General features: G+C 63.3%; 18 protein-coding genes. 7 read left to right on the plus strand and 11 right to left on the minus strand.

The window, feature by feature from the left end:
- Window positions 1–146: 146 nt before the first annotated feature.
- Both thiC and thiD read left to right on the plus strand, forming a co-directional pair.
- Window positions 147–1,772 carry a phosphomethylpyrimidine synthase ThiC gene (gene thiC / locus CJ178_RS12350; RefSeq protein ID WP_045064019.1) on the plus strand — a complete coding sequence of 542 codons (1,626 nt, stop codon included), beginning with the start codon at window positions 147–149 and terminating at the stop codon, window positions 1,770–1,772.
- A complete protein-coding gene (thiD, locus tag CJ178_RS12355; RefSeq protein ID WP_033235607.1) occupies window positions 1,769–2,611 on the plus strand; it encodes a bifunctional hydroxymethylpyrimidine kinase/phosphomethylpyrimidine kinase in 843 nt (280 codons plus the stop codon). The genes thiC and thiD overlap by 4 nt, the downstream gene beginning before the upstream one ends.
- A gap of 5 nt (window positions 2,612–2,616) precedes the next feature.
- On the opposite strand, the gene CJ178_RS12360 is transcribed toward thiD, so the two are convergent.
- From CJ178_RS12360 to thiO, 7 genes are all read right to left on the minus strand, one after another.
- Window positions 2,617–3,474, minus strand: coding sequence for an adenylate/guanylate cyclase domain-containing protein (locus CJ178_RS12360; RefSeq protein WP_095886789.1), 858 nt, complete (start codon window positions 3,472–3,474; stop codon window positions 2,617–2,619).
- A 42-nt stretch (window positions 3,475–3,516) separates the two neighbouring features.
- Complete coding sequence (locus tag CJ178_RS12365; RefSeq protein ID WP_179300743.1) at window positions 3,517–4,974, minus strand: M28 family peptidase; 1,458 nt, start codon at window positions 4,972–4,974, stop codon at window positions 3,517–3,519.
- Window positions 4,975–5,071: 97 nt separating this feature from the next.
- Window positions 5,072–5,839, minus strand: a complete 768-nt coding sequence (locus CJ178_RS12370; protein ID WP_033235609.1) for an ABC transporter permease subunit — start codon at window positions 5,837–5,839, stop codon at window positions 5,072–5,074.
- The gene (locus CJ178_RS12375) at window positions 5,839–6,813 is read right to left on the minus strand and encodes an ABC transporter ATP-binding protein (protein ID WP_033235610.1); all 975 of its coding nucleotides are present in this window, start codon (window positions 6,811–6,813) and stop codon (window positions 5,839–5,841) included. Before CJ178_RS12375 ends, CJ178_RS12370 begins: the two co-directional genes overlap by 1 nt.
- 107 nt (window positions 6,814–6,920) lie before the next feature.
- On the minus strand, window positions 6,921–7,673 hold the full coding sequence (locus tag CJ178_RS12380; protein ID WP_033235611.1) for a thiazole synthase: 753 nt from the start codon (window positions 7,671–7,673) through the stop codon (window positions 6,921–6,923).
- Window positions 7,666–7,881: a sulfur carrier protein ThiS gene (thiS, locus tag CJ178_RS12385; RefSeq protein WP_033235612.1), complete on the minus strand. Its 216-nt coding sequence runs from the start codon at window positions 7,879–7,881 to the stop codon at window positions 7,666–7,668. The genes CJ178_RS12380 and thiS overlap by 8 nt, the downstream gene beginning before the upstream one ends.
- Complete coding sequence (gene thiO, locus CJ178_RS12390) at window positions 7,878–8,957, minus strand: glycine oxidase ThiO (RefSeq protein WP_095887948.1); 1,080 nt, start codon at window positions 8,955–8,957, stop codon at window positions 7,878–7,880. Before thiO ends, thiS begins: the two co-directional genes overlap by 4 nt.
- Window positions 8,958–9,132: 175 nt before the next feature.
- On the opposite strand from thiO, the gene thiE reads away from it, so the two are divergent.
- Together thiE and CJ178_RS33210 are read left to right on the plus strand one after the other, a co-directional pair.
- Window positions 9,133–9,825, plus strand: a complete 693-nt coding sequence (gene thiE / locus CJ178_RS12395; RefSeq protein WP_033235613.1) for a thiamine phosphate synthase — start codon at window positions 9,133–9,135, stop codon at window positions 9,823–9,825.
- A 209-nt stretch (window positions 9,826–10,034) separates the two neighbouring features.
- A complete protein-coding gene (locus CJ178_RS33210; protein WP_255285215.1) occupies window positions 10,035–10,166 on the plus strand; it encodes a hypothetical protein in 132 nt (43 codons plus the stop codon).
- Window positions 10,167–10,306: 140 nt separating this feature from the next.
- Here CJ178_RS33210 and CJ178_RS12400 read toward each other — a convergent pair whose 3' ends face one another.
- On the minus strand, window positions 10,307–10,897 hold the full coding sequence (locus CJ178_RS12400; RefSeq protein WP_045064023.1) for an NUDIX hydrolase: 591 nt from the start codon (window positions 10,895–10,897) through the stop codon (window positions 10,307–10,309).
- A 151-nt stretch (window positions 10,898–11,048) separates the two neighbouring features.
- Between CJ178_RS12400 and CJ178_RS12405 the strand changes: the two genes are divergently transcribed.
- From CJ178_RS12405 to CJ178_RS12415, 3 genes are read left to right on the plus strand one after another with little or no spacing between them, the layout of a single operon-like run.
- Entirely contained in the window at window positions 11,049–12,413 is a 1,365-nt protein-coding gene (locus tag CJ178_RS12405; protein WP_095886790.1) for a hypothetical protein, read from the plus strand.
- A 53-nt stretch (window positions 12,414–12,466) separates the two neighbouring features.
- Window positions 12,467–13,396: a glutamate ABC transporter substrate-binding protein gene (locus tag CJ178_RS12410; protein WP_257013365.1), complete on the plus strand. Its 930-nt coding sequence runs from the start codon at window positions 12,467–12,469 to the stop codon at window positions 13,394–13,396.
- A 7-nt stretch (window positions 13,397–13,403) separates the two neighbouring features.
- Window positions 13,404–15,740, plus strand: a complete 2,337-nt coding sequence (locus tag CJ178_RS12415) for a serine/threonine-protein kinase (RefSeq protein ID WP_095886791.1) — start codon at window positions 13,404–13,406, stop codon at window positions 15,738–15,740.
- 23 nt (window positions 15,741–15,763) lie between these two features.
- Here CJ178_RS12415 and CJ178_RS12420 read toward each other — a convergent pair whose 3' ends face one another.
- The 3 genes from CJ178_RS12420 to fgd form a co-directional block, all read right to left on the minus strand.
- Window positions 15,764–16,966: an acetate kinase gene (locus tag CJ178_RS12420; protein WP_095886792.1), complete on the minus strand. Its 1,203-nt coding sequence runs from the start codon at window positions 16,964–16,966 to the stop codon at window positions 15,764–15,766.
- 2 nt (window positions 16,967–16,968) lie between these two features.
- Window positions 16,969–19,047: a phosphate acetyltransferase gene (gene pta, locus CJ178_RS12425; RefSeq protein ID WP_095887950.1), complete on the minus strand. Its 2,079-nt coding sequence runs from the start codon at window positions 19,045–19,047 to the stop codon at window positions 16,969–16,971.
- A 147-nt stretch (window positions 19,048–19,194) separates the two neighbouring features.
- Complete coding sequence (fgd, locus tag CJ178_RS12430; protein ID WP_033235619.1) at window positions 19,195–20,208, minus strand: glucose-6-phosphate dehydrogenase (coenzyme-F420); 1,014 nt, start codon at window positions 20,206–20,208, stop codon at window positions 19,195–19,197.
- Between the last annotated feature and the right edge of the window lie 10 nt (window positions 20,209–20,218).

Raw genomic sequence — 20,218 nt, forward strand, 5'->3', positions numbered from 1 at the left:
ATACAGTCGCCCGGTGCCGTTGTGAGCGCACGCGCACAAAATTTCATACAACCACCACGGGGGCTCGCACCAGCGGGCTGAGAGGACGGCTAGGGCCGTCGACCGGATGAACCTGACCGGGTAATGCCGGCGTAGGGAGCGCATTAATGCACGAGAAGTCTGTCAACAAGACTGTCCTCAACAAGGCTGTCCACGGCGTGGCAGCCGTGACTACCGGCCCGATCGAGGGCAGCAGCAAGCACTATCTCGAATCGGATTCACTCCGGATCCCGCTTAGACGCGTCACCCTCACCACTGGTGAGCATCTGGATCTGTACGACACGTCAGGTCCGTACACCGATACCGCCGCGACGATCGATCTCGACCGCGGCCTCCCCAGAACGCGCGACGCGTGGGAGCGGAGTGCACGAGATTCGACACAATTGGAATGCGCCAGAGCCGGCGTGATCACTCCGGAGATGCGGTATTGCGCTGTCCGAGAGGGCGTTTCCGCGGAACTCATTCGATCCGAGGTGGCCAGAGGCCGGGCCGTGATCCCGGCCAACCATCGACACGGAGAACTGGAACCGATGATCATCGGCAAGAAGTTTGCCGTGAAGATCAATGCAAACATCGGAAACTCCGCCGTAACATCTTCTGTGGCAGAGGAAGTCGAGAAGATGGTGTGGGCGATCCGGTGGGGCGCCGACACCATCATGGACCTGTCGACCGGCAAGGACATCCATCTCACCCGTGAGTGGATTCTGCGCAACTCACCCGTTCCGGTTGGCACGGTTCCGATCTATCAGGCACTGGAGAAGGTCAACGGCGACCCCACCGCCCTGACGTGGGAGATCTACCGCGACACGGTAATCGAGCAGTGTGAGCAGGGTGTGGACTACATGACCGTCCACGCGGGTGTGCGAATCGGCTACATCGCTCTGACCGCCAACCGAGTGACGGGAATCGTTTCTCGCGGCGGCGCGATCATGGCCGCGTGGTGCATGCACCATCGCCAGGAGTCGTTCCTGTACACCCACTTCGACGAACTGTGCGAGATCCTGCGGCGTTACGACGTCACGTTCTCCCTCGGTGACGGTCTTCGCCCCGGTTCGATCGCCGACGCGAACGACGCCGCGCAATTCGCGGAGTTGCGCACACTGGGCGAGCTCACCCAGATCGCGAAAGCCGCCGGCGTCCAGGTCATGATCGAGGGTCCGGGACACGTTCCCATGGACAAGATCGAAGAGAACGTCCGCCTCGAGGAGGAACTGTGCGACGAGGCGCCGTTCTACACACTCGGACCGCTCGCGACAGACATCGCGCCTGCCTATGACCACATAACGTCGGCCATCGGAGCGGCGATGATCGCGCGGGCCGGAACCGCGATGCTCTGTTACGTCACCCCCAAGGAGCACCTCGGCCTACCCAACCGCGACGACGTGAAAACCGGGGTGATCACGTACAAGATTGCCGCGCACGCTGCGGACCTCGCCAAGGGACACCCCAACGCTCAGGCCCGGGACGACGCACTGTCCAAGGCGCGCTTCGAGTTTCGTTGGCTGGATCAGTTCGCGTTGTCGCTCGATCCGGATACGGCACGAGAATTCCACGACGAGACGCTTCCGGCCGAGCCCGCCAAGACCGCGCATTTCTGTTCGATGTGCGGTCCGAAGTTCTGCTCGATGCGGATCTCGGCGGACGTCCGTCAGTACGCGGACCTCCTGGAAACCGAACCTGCTCGGACCGAACTGGGGTTTCCCCAGGTCCGATCGGTAGGCTCTCCGACGTGAACCTGCTTCCCCTGACGCCCTCCGGCCAGACGCCGATTCGTGCCCTTACCATTGCCGGCACCGATTCCGGCGGCGGCGCCGGCATCCAAGCCGACTCCCGCACGATGGCAATGTGCGGCGTCCACGCGTGCGTGGCCGTTGCGGCCGTCACCGTGCAGAATTCGGTGGGCGTCAGCGGTTTCCACGAGATTCCGCCGCAGGTCGTCGCCGATCAGGTGCGGACTGTGGTCTCGGATATCGGCATCGGCGCCGCCAAGACAGGCATGCTGGCGTCGACAACCATCATCGAAGCGGTAGCTGCGGTTGCCGCGGAGGTGGGGATCGGCCGCGACCGGCCGATCCCGCTTGTCGTCGACCCCGTGTGTGCGTCGATGCACGGCGATCCTCTCCTGCACGCGGAAGCGCTCGACGCTGTCCGCAACGTCCTTATCCCCGCCGCAACTGTTGTGACACCGAACCTCGACGAAATTCGGTTGATCACCGGCATCGACGTCCAGGACGACGCCACCGCACGTCGCGCAGCCGAGGCCCTTCACGGTTTGGGCGCTCAGTGGTCCATCGTGAAGGGTGGACACCTGCGCACCTCGGACATGAGCACCGACCTGTTGTTCGACGGTGACACTTTCCTCGAGTTCAGCAGTCCCCGCATCGCGACCGGCAACGATCACGGCGGCGGCGACACCCTGGCTGCTGCCATCACGTGCGCTCTGGCACACGGTTATTCGGTTCCCGACGCCGTCGCATTCGGCAAGGAATGGGTGACCAAGTGCCTCGAGGCGTCGTACGACCTCGGAGCCGGTCACGGCCCCGTGTCACCGTTGTGGCGGCTCGAAATGTAGGAGTATCAGGCCTGCCACACGCGCCAGATACCCAGATCCTGCGGTACTCCGTTCGGCGTCGTCGCAAAGAATCCGCGGCGCCACGGACGGATCTCCAGGTTCAGCTCTTCGAGGGTTCCCGGCGCAAGTTCTTCGAGAGTTGCCGCAGACATCATGACGTTGCCGTCGCCGCCCAATCCCATCATCCGGGCGGCGATGGTGACGTCGACACCCAACCAGTCGTCGCCCAGTTGCCGGGGTGTTCCGGTGTGGAGGCCGACGCGCATCTTGGGCCGATAGCCGTCGAGGTTGACCTGCGCCAGGGCTTCCTGCGCCGCGAAGACCGCGGCCACTGCCGCGTCTGGGCTGGTGAACACTGCCATGAGTCCGTCGCCCATCCGTTTCACGACGTGACCGTAGCGATCCGTGATGGGTGTTTCGACAGCTTGCGCGACCGCCCGCAGGAGCGCGAGCGTCGCCCCGTCGCCGGCGTGGAGCGACCACGTGGAGAAACCGACGAGGTCCGTGAAGACGATAGTCAGTTCCTGATCACCACGGCCTCGGCCCATCTTCTCGAGGGCCGCCTGCCACACCTGCAACGCGCCGAGGCTCATTTCCCTGGTAGCGGCCGGTTTGTGGTCGAGAAAACGATCGGCGACGCGTGCCACCGCCCGTGCGCCGCCAGGCCCCGACAGGGAGAGCGGGTCGCCGAACCCCGGGTCGCCCGGAAGCAACCGACGTACACGTCGTAGCGCCTCGATGAGCTGCTGGTGTCCGTTCAGATCCGACGCGGTGTTGAGCACCGATCCGATGACCGAGCGGACGCCGGAAGGAGCGGCATCGCGCACGTCACCGGGTACTTCGCTCGGGATCGGATCGCTCATTACTCGAGAGTAACCTAGAGCTGCTCACCGCGCGCCTCATGATCACCGGGTTCGAGCCAAGGTTCTGGCCTCGCCTACCGGAACTCCGTTGAGGCCCCCGATATCCTGCGCGTACGTTGCCACCGCAAACGCCACCGCAGCGGAATTCGCGGCGAGTGCGTCCCGATCGATGTTGTCGAGATTGTCCAAGGCGGTGTGATAATTCGGATCGAAACTCACGCCGGGCTCGCCGCCCCATTTCAGTGCCTGCTCGACGGTTTTCAGCTCCTCGGCTCCGCTGAACACGCCGCCTGCCGGAATTCCGATCTCGATGAACGGGCCGTAGTCAGATCGTCCGTCGAAGTCGGTTCCCTCTGCCGGAATTCCGCGACCGCCGAGATAGTCGACAAAGGTGCGTTCGATACCGGCGGAGCCTTCCGGGCCAGGACCTTCGCCGAGACCATCCGAATTGTCACCGTCATAGACCAGATATCCGGGGTTGGGTGAGCCGAGCATGTCGAAATTCAGATACAGCGCGATGGCCGCTTGTTCCTCCGGGCTGAGCCCGGCAACGTACTCGGTCGAGCCGACGAGGCCAAGTTCCTCGGCGCCCCAGAACGCAAACCGCACCGCGTTGGTGATGTCCGGCGAACTACCGAGCTGCAGCGCCGTCTCCAGAATGGCCGCGCTGCCACTGCCGTTGTCGTTGATACCTGGCCCCTCGGGAACGCTGTCCAGGTGAGCGCCCACCATGACAACGTCGCTGCTTGATCCGGTCTTCGTCTGCGCGATGACGTTGCGCGAGCGTGTTGTGGTGGTGACCGTGTCCAGCACCAGAGTGACGTCACCGCCCTCTGAGGCAAGCTGTTGCCCCGACGACAGGCTGATGCCTCCCGTGGGAATCCGCGCAATATCCGGATCGCCCAGGGTTCCGCCGCCCAACATCGCGTCTTCGTTGTTGACCACCAACAGTGCAGCGGCGCCCTGATCTGCTGCGATGGTCTGCTTGGCGCCGAACTGGCACACCCCGCGGGTGACGAGGACGATAGCTCCCGCAGCATCGAGCCCGTCGTAGTCGGAGGCTTCACAACCTGGTGTCTCGTCTGCGGGTACCGACACGACGCGTGCGGTGATCCCGTCCGGTCCGGTGGACGTCGAGTAGGTCAATGCGCGGACCGGAAAGTCGACTCCGTCTGAGGAGGTCAACAGCTCGGTTCCTGGGTCGAAGGAGCTGAACGCGAACTCCGGGGTTTCCACGTCGAAACCATTGTCTTCGAGCAGGTTTGCGACGTAGTCGACGCTGGCGTCGTACCCCGGGGTTTCCGTGGACCGAGTATTACCGTTGGCAGCTGCGATCTTGCCGAACTGATCGAGATGGCCCATGACCGCGTCGACGGTGACCGTCCCCGAGAAGGCCTGCGGTTCGATCAGTGCCGTGTCTGCGGGCCTGGCCCCGGCCGAACATCCACCAAGCACCAGAACCCCGGCTATGCCGATTGCCAACGCGTGATGGAGTCTCATGCGCGAAAGAGTAACCGCGGGAGCCGATAAGGAAACGGCAGTGCGCCCTTATCAACCGCGGGCGGTCGACAAGGGCGCACAGTGTCAGGCGTCGAGGTCAGGCGTCGCGGCGATTCACCAGGACAATGCTGATGCCGAAGATGACCAGCACGAACACCGCGAAGTAGATCAGGCTGCCCCACGGTCCCCAGTGGAAATCGCCGGTCGTCATTTCAGGGCTGAGGAAGTGGTTTGCGTTGTTGAAGGGCAGGAACGGCATGATCTTCTCGCCGAAGCTGCCGAACAGTGAAAAGAGGCTCTCGATGAGCAGTGGCCACAGCAGCAGCAAGGCGATCGCACCGGCCGACTGACGAATGATCGCACCGACACCCACGGCTAGTACGACGCAGAAGAACGCGTAGATCGGGATGCCGTACATCGCGCGCCAGTCAGAGCTGCTCGACAGCGTCAAGCCGACGCTGGCGTCGGCACCGGCCAAGACCTTGGCCATCGCGTAGGCACCGAATGCCAGAACGAAGGTCAGGACTGCCCCGAATCCACCGATCAGGCCGGCTTTGGCGGCGAGAACCGATGCCCGATTGGGCACTGCCTGGAATGTGGTGCGAATCGTTCCGAAGCGGTACTCACTGGTGATCGCGAGTGCCGCCATGATCATGAGGACCATGATTCCGAAGCCCGAGATTCCGGCGGTGGCAAGTGCCGCGTCGAGTTCGGGGGCGCCTTGGGCGTCCGACGTCAGCGCAGACTTGGCTACCGTGCCCATGATGGCGGCAAATCCGAGAGCGAGAACAACGATGATGACCGAGCACCAGAGTGGCGATTTGGTCGTGGTGATCTTGATGCGTTCAGCACTGAGAACAGCCATTACAGTGCACCTCCCATGACATTCTGGTGAGCGTTCGGTTGCGCGACGGCGGGGCCTGTGACCCCGGTCGCGTGGTACTGGACATCGTCGCCGGTGAGCTTCATGAAGGCATCCTCGAGCGAACCACGCTGAGAAGCCAACTCGTGCAGCACAATTCCCTGCGCACCAGCCAAGTTACCCACGATTTCGGTGGTGGAATCGACAACGACCAGAGCGGGAACAACACTCGAACCGTCTTCGCGCACCGTCAATCCCTGCGACGTCAACACGCTGCGCAATGCATCGAGCTGAGGACTACGCACTCGAACCGTCGACTCGGACGAACGATCGACGAACTCGGCGACAGTCGAGTCCGAGATCAGTCGACCTCGACCGATGACAACCAATTGTTCCGCGGTCAAAGCCATTTCCGACAGCAAGTGGCTCGACACCAGCACGGTGCGTCCCTCGGCAGCCAGTCGCTGCATGAACTTACGGATCCAGACGATGCCCTCCGGATCGAGACCGTTGACGGGCTCGTCGAACAGGAGCACCTTCGGGTCACCCAGCAGCGCACCGGCCAGGCCGAGACGCTGAGACATACCGAGCGAGAACCCGCCGGCCTTCTTGCCCGCAACCTCGGACAGCCCCACGAGGCCGAGAACCTCGTCTACCCGAGACTTCGGAATCCCGTTCGACGCGGCCATCCACTGCAGGTGCGCCCTGGCGCTGCGGTTCGGATGAACCCACTTCGCGTCGAGCAAAGCGCCGACGGTACGCAACGGATCCTTGAGCTCGCGGTACGACTTGCCTTCGATCAGCGCCTCACCCGACGTCGGGCGATCCAACCCCAGGATCATCCGCATCGTCGTCGACTTGCCGGCGCCGTTGGGTCCGAGGAACCCGGTGACGATGCCGGGGCGGACGGTGAACGTCAGATCGTCCACCGCCTTGGTCGGTCCGTAAACCTTGGTCAATCCCCTCAGTTCAATCATGAGCAGAACTCTGCCTGATCCGGCACCGCCTGCACATCGGTCGCAGGTCTAGTTCGACGTGGTACCCAGGTAGGACGTGGACCCCGGGAACCACCCCGAGAAGACCCCTAGGAGGATGCCTGCGCCCAGAATCGTTTCGGGATCCGGCCGGCGTGCCTGGCCTCGAAACCGGCAACGACGGCATGACGCATCGCCGACGCCATGAGCGCGGGATTCTTGGCCCTGGTGACCGCCGTTGCGAGAAGCACTGCGTCGCAGCCCAGCTCCATGGCAAGTGTTGCGTCGCTGGCCGTTCCGATTCCGGCGTCGAGAATGACCGGCACGCCTGCGCGTTCGACGATCATCTCGATGTTGTGCGGGTTCGCGATGCCCAGCCCGGTCCCGATGGGCGAACCGAGCGGCATGACCGCCGCGCAACCGACCTCTTCGAGCCGAAGCGCCAGAACCGGATCGTCCGTCGTGTACGGCAGCACTGTAAATCCGTCGTCGACCAATTGTTCTGCAGCGGAGACAAGTTCGATGGCGTCGGGTAGCAGGGTTCGCTCGTCGGCGATGACTTCGAGTTTCACCCAACTGGTCTCGAGCGCCTCACGTGCCAGCTGCGCCGTCAACACCGCTTCGGCCGCGCCGCGGCATCCGGCCGTGTTCGGTAGTGGTTCGATTCCGAGGCGCCGAAGCAGATCCAGCACGCCGGTACCGCCGGCAGCGTCGACGCGTCGCATCGCGACAGTGGTCAGTTCGGTGCCGGACGCGACCAGCGCTTCCTCGAGAACTGCGAGGTTGGCAGCGCCGCCGGTCCCGGTGATGAGCCGCGAGCCGAACGTACGGCCCGCGATAGTCAGGAGATCGTGTTCAGCCACCCTGCACCGCCGTGAGGATCTCGATTTCCCAACCACGCGAGACGGATTCGTCCCAGCGTCCACGCGGGAAGAGCGCACCGTCGACGGCGACGGCAATTCCCTTGCTTGGCAGTTCGAGGTGTGTCAGAAGTTCGGTCACCGTGACGGCTCGATCGAATTCGAGTTCTTCGCCGTTGACGGTGATCCCAATCGGGACCTGCTCACTCATGAATTTTCCTTCACTGCTGCGAACCGCTGGGGTTCGGTTCCTTTGACCTCGACCAATGATGTGCCGTTCAACAACGCGAGTGTCGCGTCTGCGGTGACCGGAGTCAGGAGCACACCGTTCCTGCCGTGCCCGGTCGAGATGACAACACGCTCCGAGACCCGCCCGATCAGCGGTAGATTGTCCGGCGTCATCGGACGCAAGCCGGCCGCGCACTCGTAGAGTTCGTATTCACCGATCGCCGGCATGAGTGCTTCGGCGTCGTTGATCAGGTCTCGCACACCGGCCATGGTGACCTGCGTGTCCTCGCCCGATTCGTATTGTGTTGCACCGACCACGATTCCGTCGCCGCGCGGCACGAGGTACGCGGGTCGGCCGTGGACGCTGCCGCGGATGGTTCGACTGGGCGCCGGCGTCACTCCCGGCCGGCTGCGCAAACGCAGGATCTCACCTTTGACCGGCCGAACGGGTAATCCTGGCCACAGCTTCGGTGAGGTGATTCCCGCGCTCAGCACGATCTGATCGGTATCGAGTTCCGCGAGATCGTGGACAGCGCGGTTGATCAATTCGACGCCCGACGCCACGCACGCGGCCTGCAGAGCGGCCAGCAACACACGATTGTCGACAGCGGATTCACCGACAGCCATGAGCCCCGAGCGAATGCCGCGGCCGAGCATCGGTTCGAGTTCACGGATCTGCGCTCGGCCGAGGATCTGTAGTTCGTGTCCCTGCGCGCTGACCCATTCCGCGATGGTCGCCAGGTCCTGGGCGTCGGCGCTGTCGAGAGCGACGGTGAGTGAACTGTCGGTGGTGAACACCGACGGTCCGAACTTCTGCAGGTGCGCGCCGAAATCCGGCCACCGCTCCAACGAGGCTGCGCCGACGGTCAATGCCGTTTCCTCACCTGGCCATCCTTCGGACAGCGGGGCGAGCATTCCACCGGCGACCCAGGATGCGCCGGTTCCGATCGCCGGGTCGTACAGCTGTACTGCCCATCCGTCGCGCGCTGCGTACCAGGCAATGGACAGTCCGATGACTCCCCCGCCGACCACCGCAACCGAGCGTGCGTGCGTGCTCATGACAAATTCCACCCTTTTCTTCCTGCGCCGGCATGATCCGGGTCAGGTCTGACGGTCGGGATCTTTGCCGCGATCCCCTCTCAGCCCCACGAACTTTGCCTTCGCGACAAATGCGACAGCACAGTTTCGGGACTCCCGTGTCGAACCTTGCTTCCTAGAGGCTACCGTTTGCTTCGTGCACCCCACACATCCCAGTAACCTCTTCGACCGGCGCGAGCGCCTGGCAGCAGCACGGCTGTACCTGTGCACCGACGCACGTCGCGACAAAGGCGACCTTGCACAGTTCGCGGAAGCCGCGTTGTCCGGTGGCGTCGACATCATTCAGCTCCGGGACAAGGGCTCCGCAGGCGAGCGCGAGTTCGGGCCGCTCGAAGCCAAGGACGAGCTGATCGCGCTTGGCGTTCTCTCGGCTGCCGCGAGGCGTCACGGCGCACTCCTGGCCGTCAACGACCGCGCCGACCTGGCCATGGCGTCAGGCGCCGATGTGTTGCACCTCGGCCAGAACGACATCCCCGTCCCCTACGCGCGGACGGTTGTCGGCGACGACGTTGTCATCGGCCGTTCCACGAGCTCACGCGCGCAGGCAAGTTTGGCTGCAATCGAAGAGGGCGTCGACTACTTCTGCACCGGCCCCGTCTGGGCGACACCGACCAAGCCGAACCGCAGCGCGGCCGGCTTGGATCTGGTCCGCTCGACTGCCGATGCAACGCCGACGCGCCCCTGGTTTGCGATCGGCGGCATCGACGAGGCGCGCGTTCCGGAGGTCATCGAAGCCGGAGCCACCCGAATTGTCGTCGTTCGTGCGATCACGGAAGCCGCGGATCCGCAGGCAGCCGCGCGCCGCCTCGCCGACATGATGGTGTTCTAGTTACCTTCCAGTTCAGCTCGCGGCCAGCTGCAAGTTCCGGACTGGTCAACTTGTCCAGTTCGACAAGAAACAAGCTGCACGATTGTCCGTTAACCAGCCCGAATGATCCCAATTAGTGATTTTGGTCACAGATCTGTCCATTGGTCCCGCATTCAGCACTCTCCTGATATAGCTTACCTTCAGCTAACAATTCGAATTTAGGAGTTTTCATGGGATCGATCGACACCGCCTCGCTGAGCACCGCTTCACTCGAAGACTTGAACCTCGGCAAGATCAGCGAACTGCTCAAGCTCGGCATCACCGCCGTTTCCTTCATCACCGCGCTGAACACGCTCAGCTGAGCGCCGTTTCGGCTGGCTGCGGACCCTTCGTTCGCGTTGCCGCCCGCGCCGAAACTACAACGAAAAGGGTCGGGCTCTGACGAGTCCGACCCTTCTTGTATTTCTCGGGATTGTCTTACGCCTGAGCGCGAGAAGCCGTCCTACGCCTGGGCGCGAGATGCCTCCGAGGCGTCTTGTAGAGAATCCGCACTACCCGACGTCCAACCGAATCGTCCGTCCGGCAATACAACAGTCCGGGCACCGCCTTGATCCGTTCCCTCGTCCGCCGGAACAACCGACGTTCGCAAGCTCGGCCAGGCCGAATGAAATCCTGGATGTAGCGGCAGGCTCTCGACGTCGTCCTCTCGCACCCACCGCAATTCGGTGCTCTCACCGTTCGCGACCGTCTCGAGTGGACTTTCGACGTCTGCAACCACCGTCGTATAGGTCCATCCGCTCTCGGCGCGCATGGTGACGACGTCTCCCCGCACCCGCACCGACGACTCGTCGATTCCGGCTTCTTCGTGTGCTTCTCGAACTGCCGCATGCGTTGTGTTTTCGTGCGAGTCACGCGCGCCACCCGGCAAAGCCCAGGTTCCGCCCTGATGGCTCCACGCCGCACGATGCTGGAGCAGCACCATCGGAGTTCCGTCTACGTCAGGGGCACGCAACAACAATCCGGCGGCGCCGTGACGCCCCCAATGCCGAGTTCCGTCCGATCCGACCGACCAACCGTCACCGTCACCACGCATCGACTACCTCGCCCTGCCTTTAAATTCGCCACTATCCTGCCCCACACTAACCCGTTCAATCTGCCCTCGGTGCGGACCATACTTATATGCTCGCGAAGAGGCCGCAATCCAGTGATCCTCCAGCCCGAGTGCAGAGAGTGAGAGGTGTTCGATGGTCAGCCGCGTGACACCCTCCCTCGAGCCTCGCACCGCACCCGCTCCGCCTGACGAGGACCCGGTGGATACAGCCGCCTCCAGGCCGATGATCCAGAGCGAACTTCGCGATTTCATGACGTCGACCCCCGGGCGCCTCACCGCTGTCGGGATAGTCCTGATCTTGCTCACCCTGGCGGCGGGATTCCTGGCCGCCGCGACTATCGAGAACCGTCAAGCGCGCCTGGGCAACGTCCTGACGGAAACCGAACCGCTTGCCAACTCCGCTCAGAATCTCTACAGCGCACTGTCGGTTGCCGACGCGGCCGCAGCCACCGCGTTCATCTGGGGCGGACTGGAACCGCCGGCGGTGCGCGACCGCTATACACAGTCGATCGGCGAGGCGTCGGCAGAAATAGTGAACGCGTCCGCCGGACTCGACACTGTGGACATGGCCGGCCAAGCCGCCCTCACCTCCATCTCGACCGACCTCACTGTGTACACCGGGCTGATCGAGACGGCGCGTGCCAACAATCGCGTCGGAAACCCCGTGGGCGCCGCGTATCTCGGCGAGGCGTCGAATCTGATGCAAACGTCCTTGCTTCCCACGGCTCAGCACCTGCATTCCGCACAAGAAGCGCAGGTCACCAAGGTTCAGAATGATTTTGTCCGCCCACCGTGGTGGCCGATCATCGCATTTGCACTGGCATTGTCCATGCTCATCGCAGTCCAGATCCGCATCGCGCAACACAGCCGTCGACGCTTCAATCTCGGATTGATCCTCGCCTCGATAGCTGTTGCTGCAGCGCTGATCTGGCTGTTGACGGTCGGGTTGATCTCGGCGATCACCACCACCCGCGCGCTCGACGCGGGAGCGGGTCCGCTGCACGAGTTGACCGAGGCCCGCATCATGGCCCAGCAAGCGCGAACAGTTGAGACTCTGGGTTTGGCCCAGCGTGATTCCGACGGCGACGAGACCGACATCTTCATCAACAAGGTGAGCAACGTCGACGCCATTCTCCGTGAGCTGCAAGGCAATGGGCGGTCGGGAGTTGATACCGCCGTGCTCACGCAGGCGATCGACGCCCGTGATCAATGGGTGGCGGCGCACGATCGGATGGCTCTGCGCCTCGGCGTCGGAGATTTCACGGGAGCTGCGAACATCGCCGTCGGATCGGGTGCGGAAGATTCCGCTGCCGAGTACCGCGCGCTCGACGACGCCTTGTGGAAAGCGATAACGGATTCCCGTGAGAGCCTTCGCGCCGACATCTCACACGCCTCGCGTGTGTTGTCAGCGTCGGCTCCGGGAGTGACGATGCTGGCCATACTTGGCGTTGTCGGTATCGCCGCCGGATTCTGGCCACGGCTGCGGGAGTATCAGTGAGCGGCAGAGGAAAAGCGCGTGCGCTGGTTGCGGCAGGTGCGGCCGCGCTGTTCCTGGTTGCGTGCGGCGGCCAACCCGGCGAGGAGCTCATCTCGTCCAGCACCACGCCATACACGCAGCCTCCGCTACCTGCTGAAGCGACCATCGCGCCCAGCCCTACGCCGACAACGTCGGCCGACTGTGGAGATCCGACGGCCAGCCTGCGTCCGGTCCCGGCCGACGCAAATCCTCGCCCGCCGCAGCCGAGTGTCGACAAGATTCGCGAACGTGGCCGCCTCATCGTCGGACTCGATACCGGCAGCAACCTCATGAGCTTCCGCGATCCCGCAACCGGACGCCTCGAGGGTTTCGACGTCGACATCGCCCGCGAAGTTGCCCGCGATGTCCTCGGCGATCCCGAGAGGATCGAATACCGAATCCTGACGTCCGACGAGCGGATCGAAGCCCTGCAGGATTCCACCGTGGACATCGTCGTCAAGACCATGTCCATCACCTGCGAGCGGCGGGAGAAGATCGAGTTCTCCAGTGAATACTTCACTGCGCGCCAACGCATTCTGGTCGTACGGGGATCCGATATTCGCAATATCGACGACCTGGCCGATAAACGGGTCTGTGTCGCGAACGGGACGACGTCACTGAGCCGCATCCAGAAACTACAACCCGCGGCCACGGTTGTCACTGTGCCGATGTGGTCGGATTGCCTTGTGGTACTTCAACAAGGGCAGGTAGACGCCATCAGCACCGACGACACCATTCTTGCCGGACTTGCCTCGCAGGACCCGTATCTCGACATGGTCGGAAGTTCGTTGGGCACCGAACCGTACGGGATCGGTATCAACGCAGGCAACACCGATCTGGTCCGATTCGTGAACGGCACCCTGGACCGGATCCGCACCGACGGCACCTGGAACTCTCTCTACGACCGTTGGCTCACCATGCTCGGACCGACTCCTGGTCCCCCACCTGCCGCGTATCGGGATTGAGGCGGTCATGACAGAATCTCGAGATCCGAAAGACGAGGATCAGAACGGCGGGGATCGGAACGGCGAGCCCGATCACGCTGCCACACAGGCGGCGCCGCGATTCGAGCCGGATTTCACCGTGGCCACTGCCCGCCCCGAGCAGACATCCGCACAGTTACGTGAGTCCGTTCCCTCCTCCGTGTCGACGCCGACGGGCCGGTCCACTCGTTCCCGCCGCTCGCGCTCGACACGCAAACTCCGTCTGGGCGGCGGTCTGGTCGAGGTTCCCCCGGTTCCCCACGTAGACCCGGCGTCGGCGGTGATGAGCGATGCGACGGTTCCCGAACGCAAACGTTTCTGTTGGAAGTGCGGAGAACCGGTGGGCCGCAAGGCGGCAGGCACGTCCGCGCGCCAGAGTGGTGTGTGCCCCAAGTGTGGTTCGACTTTCGACTTCCGTCCGCTGCTCGAAGAAGGCGAACTGGTTTCCGGTCAGTACGAGGTGCAGGGGCCGATAGCTCACGGTGGCCTCGGGTGGATCTATCTCGCGATCGACCGCAATGTCAGCGACCGCTGGGTAGTTCTGAAGGGACTCTTACACTTCGGTGATTCCGAGGCACAGGCCGTCGCGGTTGCCGAACGGCAGTTCCTCGCAGAAGTAGCGCATCCCAGCATCGTCAAGATCTTCAACTTCGTCGAGCACCCTCGACCCGACGGCACCCCCATGGGCTACATCGTCATGGAATACGTCGGTGGGCGATCGCTCCGAGAAGTACTCGCCACGTTCCCCGACGGCCGTCACATGCCGATCGAGCAGGCCATCGGGTATGTACTGGAGATCCTTCCCGCCCTGAGTTATCTGCACTCCACCGGCTTGGCGTACAACGACCTCAAACCCGAGAACGTCATGGTCACCGAGGACCAGTTGAAACTCATCGACCTTGGCGCCGTGTCGGGAATCGAAGATTTCGGATACCTGTACGGCACAGCGGGTTACCAGGCCCCCGAGATCATCGAGACCGGGCCGACGGTTGCGTCCGACATCTACACCGTCGGCCGTACACTTGCCGTGCTCACTCTCGACATGCCCTCCAAACACGGCCGTTACCTCGACGGTCTTCCCGATCCTGCCGACGAGCCGGTGCTGAGCGAGTACGAGTTCTTCCACCGGTTGCTTCTGCGCGCCACCGATCCGGATCCGAAGAAACGATTCCAGTCTGCGGACGAGATCGGCGGCCAACTTGTCGGTGTTCTCCACGAGGTACTGGCGCACCAGAGCGGCCAGGAAAACCCGGGACTCTCACTCGTATTCAGTAGACAACGAACCTCTTTCGGCACCGACGATCTGGTTGCGCAGACCGACGTGTACGTCGACGGCAATTCCCGCGACAGCGGTCTCGATCCACTCGAGGTTGCGCATGCACTCCCCATCCCCTTGGTCGACCCCACCGATCCGAGTGCACCGTTGCTGGCCGCGGCCGTCCACAGTGAGCCGTCCCAGACCCTCGACGCACTCCGACGCGCCCGTGAGGGTGGGATCGATCGGGTTGCCTCAGCAACCGAGGCGGCGTTTTCCGGGGAGTTCCGACTGGCTGAAGCCAAAGCGCACCTGGACCTGAGTGATCCCGAAGCCGCGCAGAAGATACTCGACGACCTGCATTCCACCATCGGCGACCATTGGAAGATCGAGTGGTACCGCGGGCTGGTGGGATTGCAGCAGAGCGCATTCGAATCGGCTTTCACCCATTTCGAATCGGTTCTCACGGCTTTGCCCGGCGAGTTGGCGCCTAAACTCGCACTGGCCGCAACTGCCGAATTGGTACTGCAACAATGGGATTCCGAGGATCCTGATCAATGGTGCCGCTTCGCCGGTAAGTACTACCGCACGGTGTGGCGGACCGACCACAACTACGTCAGCGCGGCATTCGGGTTGGCACGCCAACTTGCCGAACGCGGCGACACCGGTGCCGCGGTCACGGCGCTGGACGAGGTCCCCACCAGCTCACGCCATTACAACGTTGCCCGCATGACCAGCGTGCTGACGATGCTCTCGCGCACCGAGATAGCAAACCTCGACGAGGCAACTCTCCGAGAGGCTGCCAGACGCGTCCGCGCCCTGCCGGCCGACGAGGGTCGCTGCCTGCAGATGCGGACCCTGGTACTGGGCACGGCACTGGACTGGATCAGGGCCGGAAACCGAGCGCACGACGAACTCGAACCCATCCTCGATCTGCCCTTCACCGAGCGCGGTTTGCGCACGGGTGCCGAAATGTGTCTTCGGACGCTGGCCCGTACCACCCTCTCCCGAACGCATCGCTATGCTCTGGTCGACCTCGCGAACAGCGTTCGGCCGCACAGTAATTTCTGATCACGAAGCGGGCAGTGCGAGATTTACCGGAGTTCGGAAACCAGCGCCTGCGCCGCGCGCGCGATCGCCAATTCCTCGTTGGTGGGGATCACCAGCACCTCCACGGCCGACGAGGATGCAGAGATACGACGCTCGTCGCGACTCTTCGTCTCGTTGAGTACTGCGTCGACCTCGATGCCCAGACGCCTCAGGCCCGCGAGGCTGTCACGGCGGACGTCGATGTTGTTCTCCCCAACTCCTCCGGTGAAAGTGATGACGTCGACACCGCCCAGTTGAACGATGAAGGCGCCGATGTACTTTCGCAGCATGTGGATGTAGACGTCGTAGGCGAGCATCGCGTGCTGGTCGCCGGTGGCGATCAGCTCGAGCAGTGCCCGGAAGTCGTTGACACCCGAGAGTCCCTTCAGCCCGGAGCGGCGGTTGAGAAGGTCGTCGATCTCGTCTACCTTCATGCCCGAGTTCCGGTTGAGGTGCAAGATGATGCCGGGGTCGATATCTCCGCTGCGGGTTCCCATGACCAGGCCCTCGAGCGGAGTGAGGCCCATCGTGGTGTCGATTGCCTTGCCACCCTTGATCGCCGACGCCGACGCACCGTTGCCCAGGTGCAGGACAATCTGATTCAGGTCTGCCGGATCCTTGCCCAGGAATGCGGCGACCCGGCCGGACACGTACTCGTGGGACGTACCGTGGAATCCGTACCGCCGAATCTGGTTGGCTTCGGCGACGTCCCGATCGATCGCGTACGTCGACGCGGCCGCCGGCAGTGTGTGGAAGAAGGCAGTGTCGAATACGGCGACGTGCGGTACGTCGGGCAATTCCTCGCGGGCCACCTCGATGCCGATCACGTTTGCCGGATTGTGCAGTGGCGCAAGGGTCGACAGGTCGGAGATGGCCTTGACAACAGAATCGTCGATCAGCGTCGGCGCGTAGAAGACGTTCCCGCCGTGTACTACCCGGTGCCCGACAGCGATGACGCCGGCCTCGCTCAGTGGCCGCCCCACTTCGGCGACAATCTCGAGAACCATCTTCAGTCCAGCGCGATGATCCGCAATGAGCAGGTTGCGGTCCGAGGTTCCGGTGCGGTGGTTGTAGACGATGTGGCCGTCCGATTCACCGATGCGCTCGATGAGTCCGTGTGCCACCAACTCCGCCGTATCCGGGTGTACGAGTTGAAATTTGATGGACGAGGAGCCGGAATTGATGACCAGTACGGTGCCGTCGCTCATGCTTACGCTCCCTGCGCCTGAATGGCCGTGATGGCCACCGTGTTGACAATGTCCTGAACCAGCGCGCCGCGCGAAAGATCGTTGACGGGTTTGTTCAACCCCTGCAGAACGGGGCCGACGGCAATCGCCCCGGCACTGCGTTGCACAGCCTTGTACGTGTTGTTGCCCGTGTTGAGGTCGGGGAATATGAACACGGTCGCCTTGCCTGCCACCAGTGAATCCGGCAATTTCTGGTCGGCCACGCTTTGCTCGACCGCGGCGTCGTACTGAATAGGACCTTCCACCAGCAGGTCAGGGCGTCGCTCGCGCACCAGGGCGGTTGCGGCACGAACCTTGTCGACGTCGGCGCCGGAACCCGAATCCCCGGTGGAGTACGAGAGCATCGCAACGCGCGGATCGATACCGAACTGGCTCGCAGTCTGCGCAGACGAGATAGCGATGTCCGCCAACTGCTGCGCGCTCGGATCCGGGACCACAGCGCAATCGCCGTACGCGAGAACACGATCCGCCAGGCACATCAGGAAGATGCTGGACACCGTCGACACACCCGGCGCCGTCTTGATGATCTCGAACGACGGCCGGATCGTATGCGCGGTGGTGTGCGCGGCACCGGAGACCATCCCGTCGGCAATTCCCAAGTGCACCATCATGGTTCCGAAGTACGAGATGTCCGCGATCACGTCGCGGGCCCGTTCGACGGTCATGCCCTTGTGGGCGCGAAGCGCGGCGTACTCCTGCGCAAATCGTTCCGTGTACTCGGACTGCGCCGGCGCCAGGATCCGAGCGGCACTGATGTCGACGCCCAGTTCACCGGCCCGTCGGCGCACGCTTGCCTCGTCACCGAGAATGGTCAGATCGGCAACCTGACGCTGCAGAACTCGGCCGGCGGCCCGCAGGATACGGTCGTCGCCACCTTCCGGCAGGACGATGTGCTTGCGGTTCTCGCGAGCGCGGTCGATCAGCTTGTACTCGAACATCTGCGGCGTCATGACCGACGGAATCGGTAATGCCATCCGGCCCAACAAGGTTGCGGCGTCGACGTGCTGTTCCATCAAACTCAACGCGGTGTCGACCTTACGCTGCGATCCGACGGCGACGCGGCCGCGCGTTTGCGCTGCGGCACTGGCGGTGTCGAAGGTTCCGAGCTTTGTCGTCAAGATCGGCAGACGCTGCTTGAGCCCGGCCATCAGTGCGGCGATCGCCGGGTGCGGGGTAATTCCACCGTTCATGATGATGCCGGCCAGCGAGGGAAATCCTTCTGCTTCATGCGCATTCATCAATGCCAACAGAACGTCGGAGCGATCACCGGGAGCGATCACCACCATTCCCTCGGCGAGCCGTTCGAGAATATGCTCGGCGGTCATCCCGCCCACCATCACCTTCAATGCCTCGCGGTGCAGCAATTCGGAATCGCCCGAATAGAATTCGCCACCGGTGGCCTCCATCAACTCTGCCATCGTGGGCGAGATGAGAAGCGGAATCTCCGGCAGGCTCCAGGTCGGAACACCCAATCCGGCCAATGCGGCATTCACGTCGTCGAGCGTGGCGGGATCACAGCGATTGGCAACCACCGCCAGCAAATGCGCATGGTTCGAGGACAATTCGGACGCGCACAGTTGCGCCAGCTGAAGTATTTCCGGTGTGGTGCGACGAGCGCCCTTCAGCGCCAACAACACCGGGGCACCCAGATTCGCGGCAATTCGGGCGTTGAAACCCAACTCGCTGGGACTCGCGACATCCGTGTAATCGCTGCCTATGATCACGACGGCGTCGCTGCGCTCGGCCACCTCATGGTATTTCGCGACGATGTCCGCGAGCGCCGCCTCGGGATCTTCGTGCACCTGCTCGTACGTGACACCGAGGGCATCCTCGTACGACAAATCGGCTGTGGTGTGCTCGAGCAACAACTCGAGGATGTAGTCGGTCTCGGCAGTCGACCGGGCGATGGGGCGAAAGACGCCGACGCGGGCGACCGTCGCGCACAACATCTGCATCACGCCCAATGCAATGGTGGACTTCCCGGTATCACCTTCGGGAGAAGCAATGTAGACACTCGACACGGGTGCAGGCGCGCTGGACATGCCCCACAGCTTAGTGGGGCCACCCATCCAGCTTGCTCGAATGAGTGGTGACCGTCACCGGGAATCAGCCCACCGGTGGCACCGAGACAGACGAACGGTGCCTGCCACGCGGCGAGTGGCAGGCACCGTCAAGGATGTGCTTGTCCGTCAGCCCAGTGCGCGCAACCGCGGTGCGAGATCGCGCTCGAACAGTTCGAGGAACCGGCGCTGATCGTGTCCGGGTGCGTGGAACACGAGGTGGTTGAGTCCGGCGTCGACATAGGCCTTTACCTGTTCGACGGCGTCGTCGGGATCGGACGCGACGATCCAGCGCTTCGCGACCTGCTCGATGGGCAGCGCGTCGGCTGCTGCTTCCATTTCGATGGGGTCTTCGATGCTGTGCTTCTGCTCAGGAGTGAGCGAGAGCGGCGCCCAGAATCGGGTATTCTCGAGCGCGGCTTCGGGATCGGTGTCGTAGCTGATCTTGATCTCGATCATCTTGTCGATCTCGGCGACGTCACGCTCGGCCTTGGCAGCGCCTTCCGCCACTGCGGGCAGCAGCTTCTCGGTGTAGAGATCCATGCCCTTGCCGGACGTGCAGATGAAGCCGTCACCGGCGCGGCCCGCGTACCGCGCGACAACCGGTCCACCGGCTGCGATGTACACGGGGATACCACCCTCGGGAACGTCGTAGATCGAGGCGCCGCGAGTCGTGAAGTACTCACCCTCGAAGTCGACGCGGTCACCGAGCCACAGTTCGCGCATCAGCCGAACCGACTCGCGCAGCCGCGCAAAGCGTTCCTTGAACTCCGGCCACTCGCCCTGGAATCCGGTGGCGATCTCGTTGAGCGCCTCACCACTGCCCACACCGAGCATGATGCGTCCCGGGTACAGGCAACCCATGGTCGCAAAAGCCTGCGCGATAACGGCCGGGTTGTAGCGGAACGTCGGAGTCATCACCGACGTGCCGATCTGCACGCGCTCGGTCCGCTCGCCCACTGCCGTCATCCAGGCCAGTGAGAACGGTGCGTGGCCGCCGTTGTGTCGCCACGGCTGAAAATGGTCACTGACCGCAACGGAATCCATGCCGTGCTGTTCGGCGAGAACTGCCAGCTCCACCAGCTCCCGAGGCCCGAACTGCTCCGCCGAGGCCTTGTATCCGAGCTTGAGCTCCTGCGCCACTGTGTGCTCC

The organism is Rhodococcus sp. ACPA4, from assembly GCF_002300185.1.
GTDB classification, from domain to species: domain Bacteria; phylum Actinomycetota; class Actinomycetes; order Mycobacteriales; family Mycobacteriaceae; genus Rhodococcus_F; species Rhodococcus_F globerula.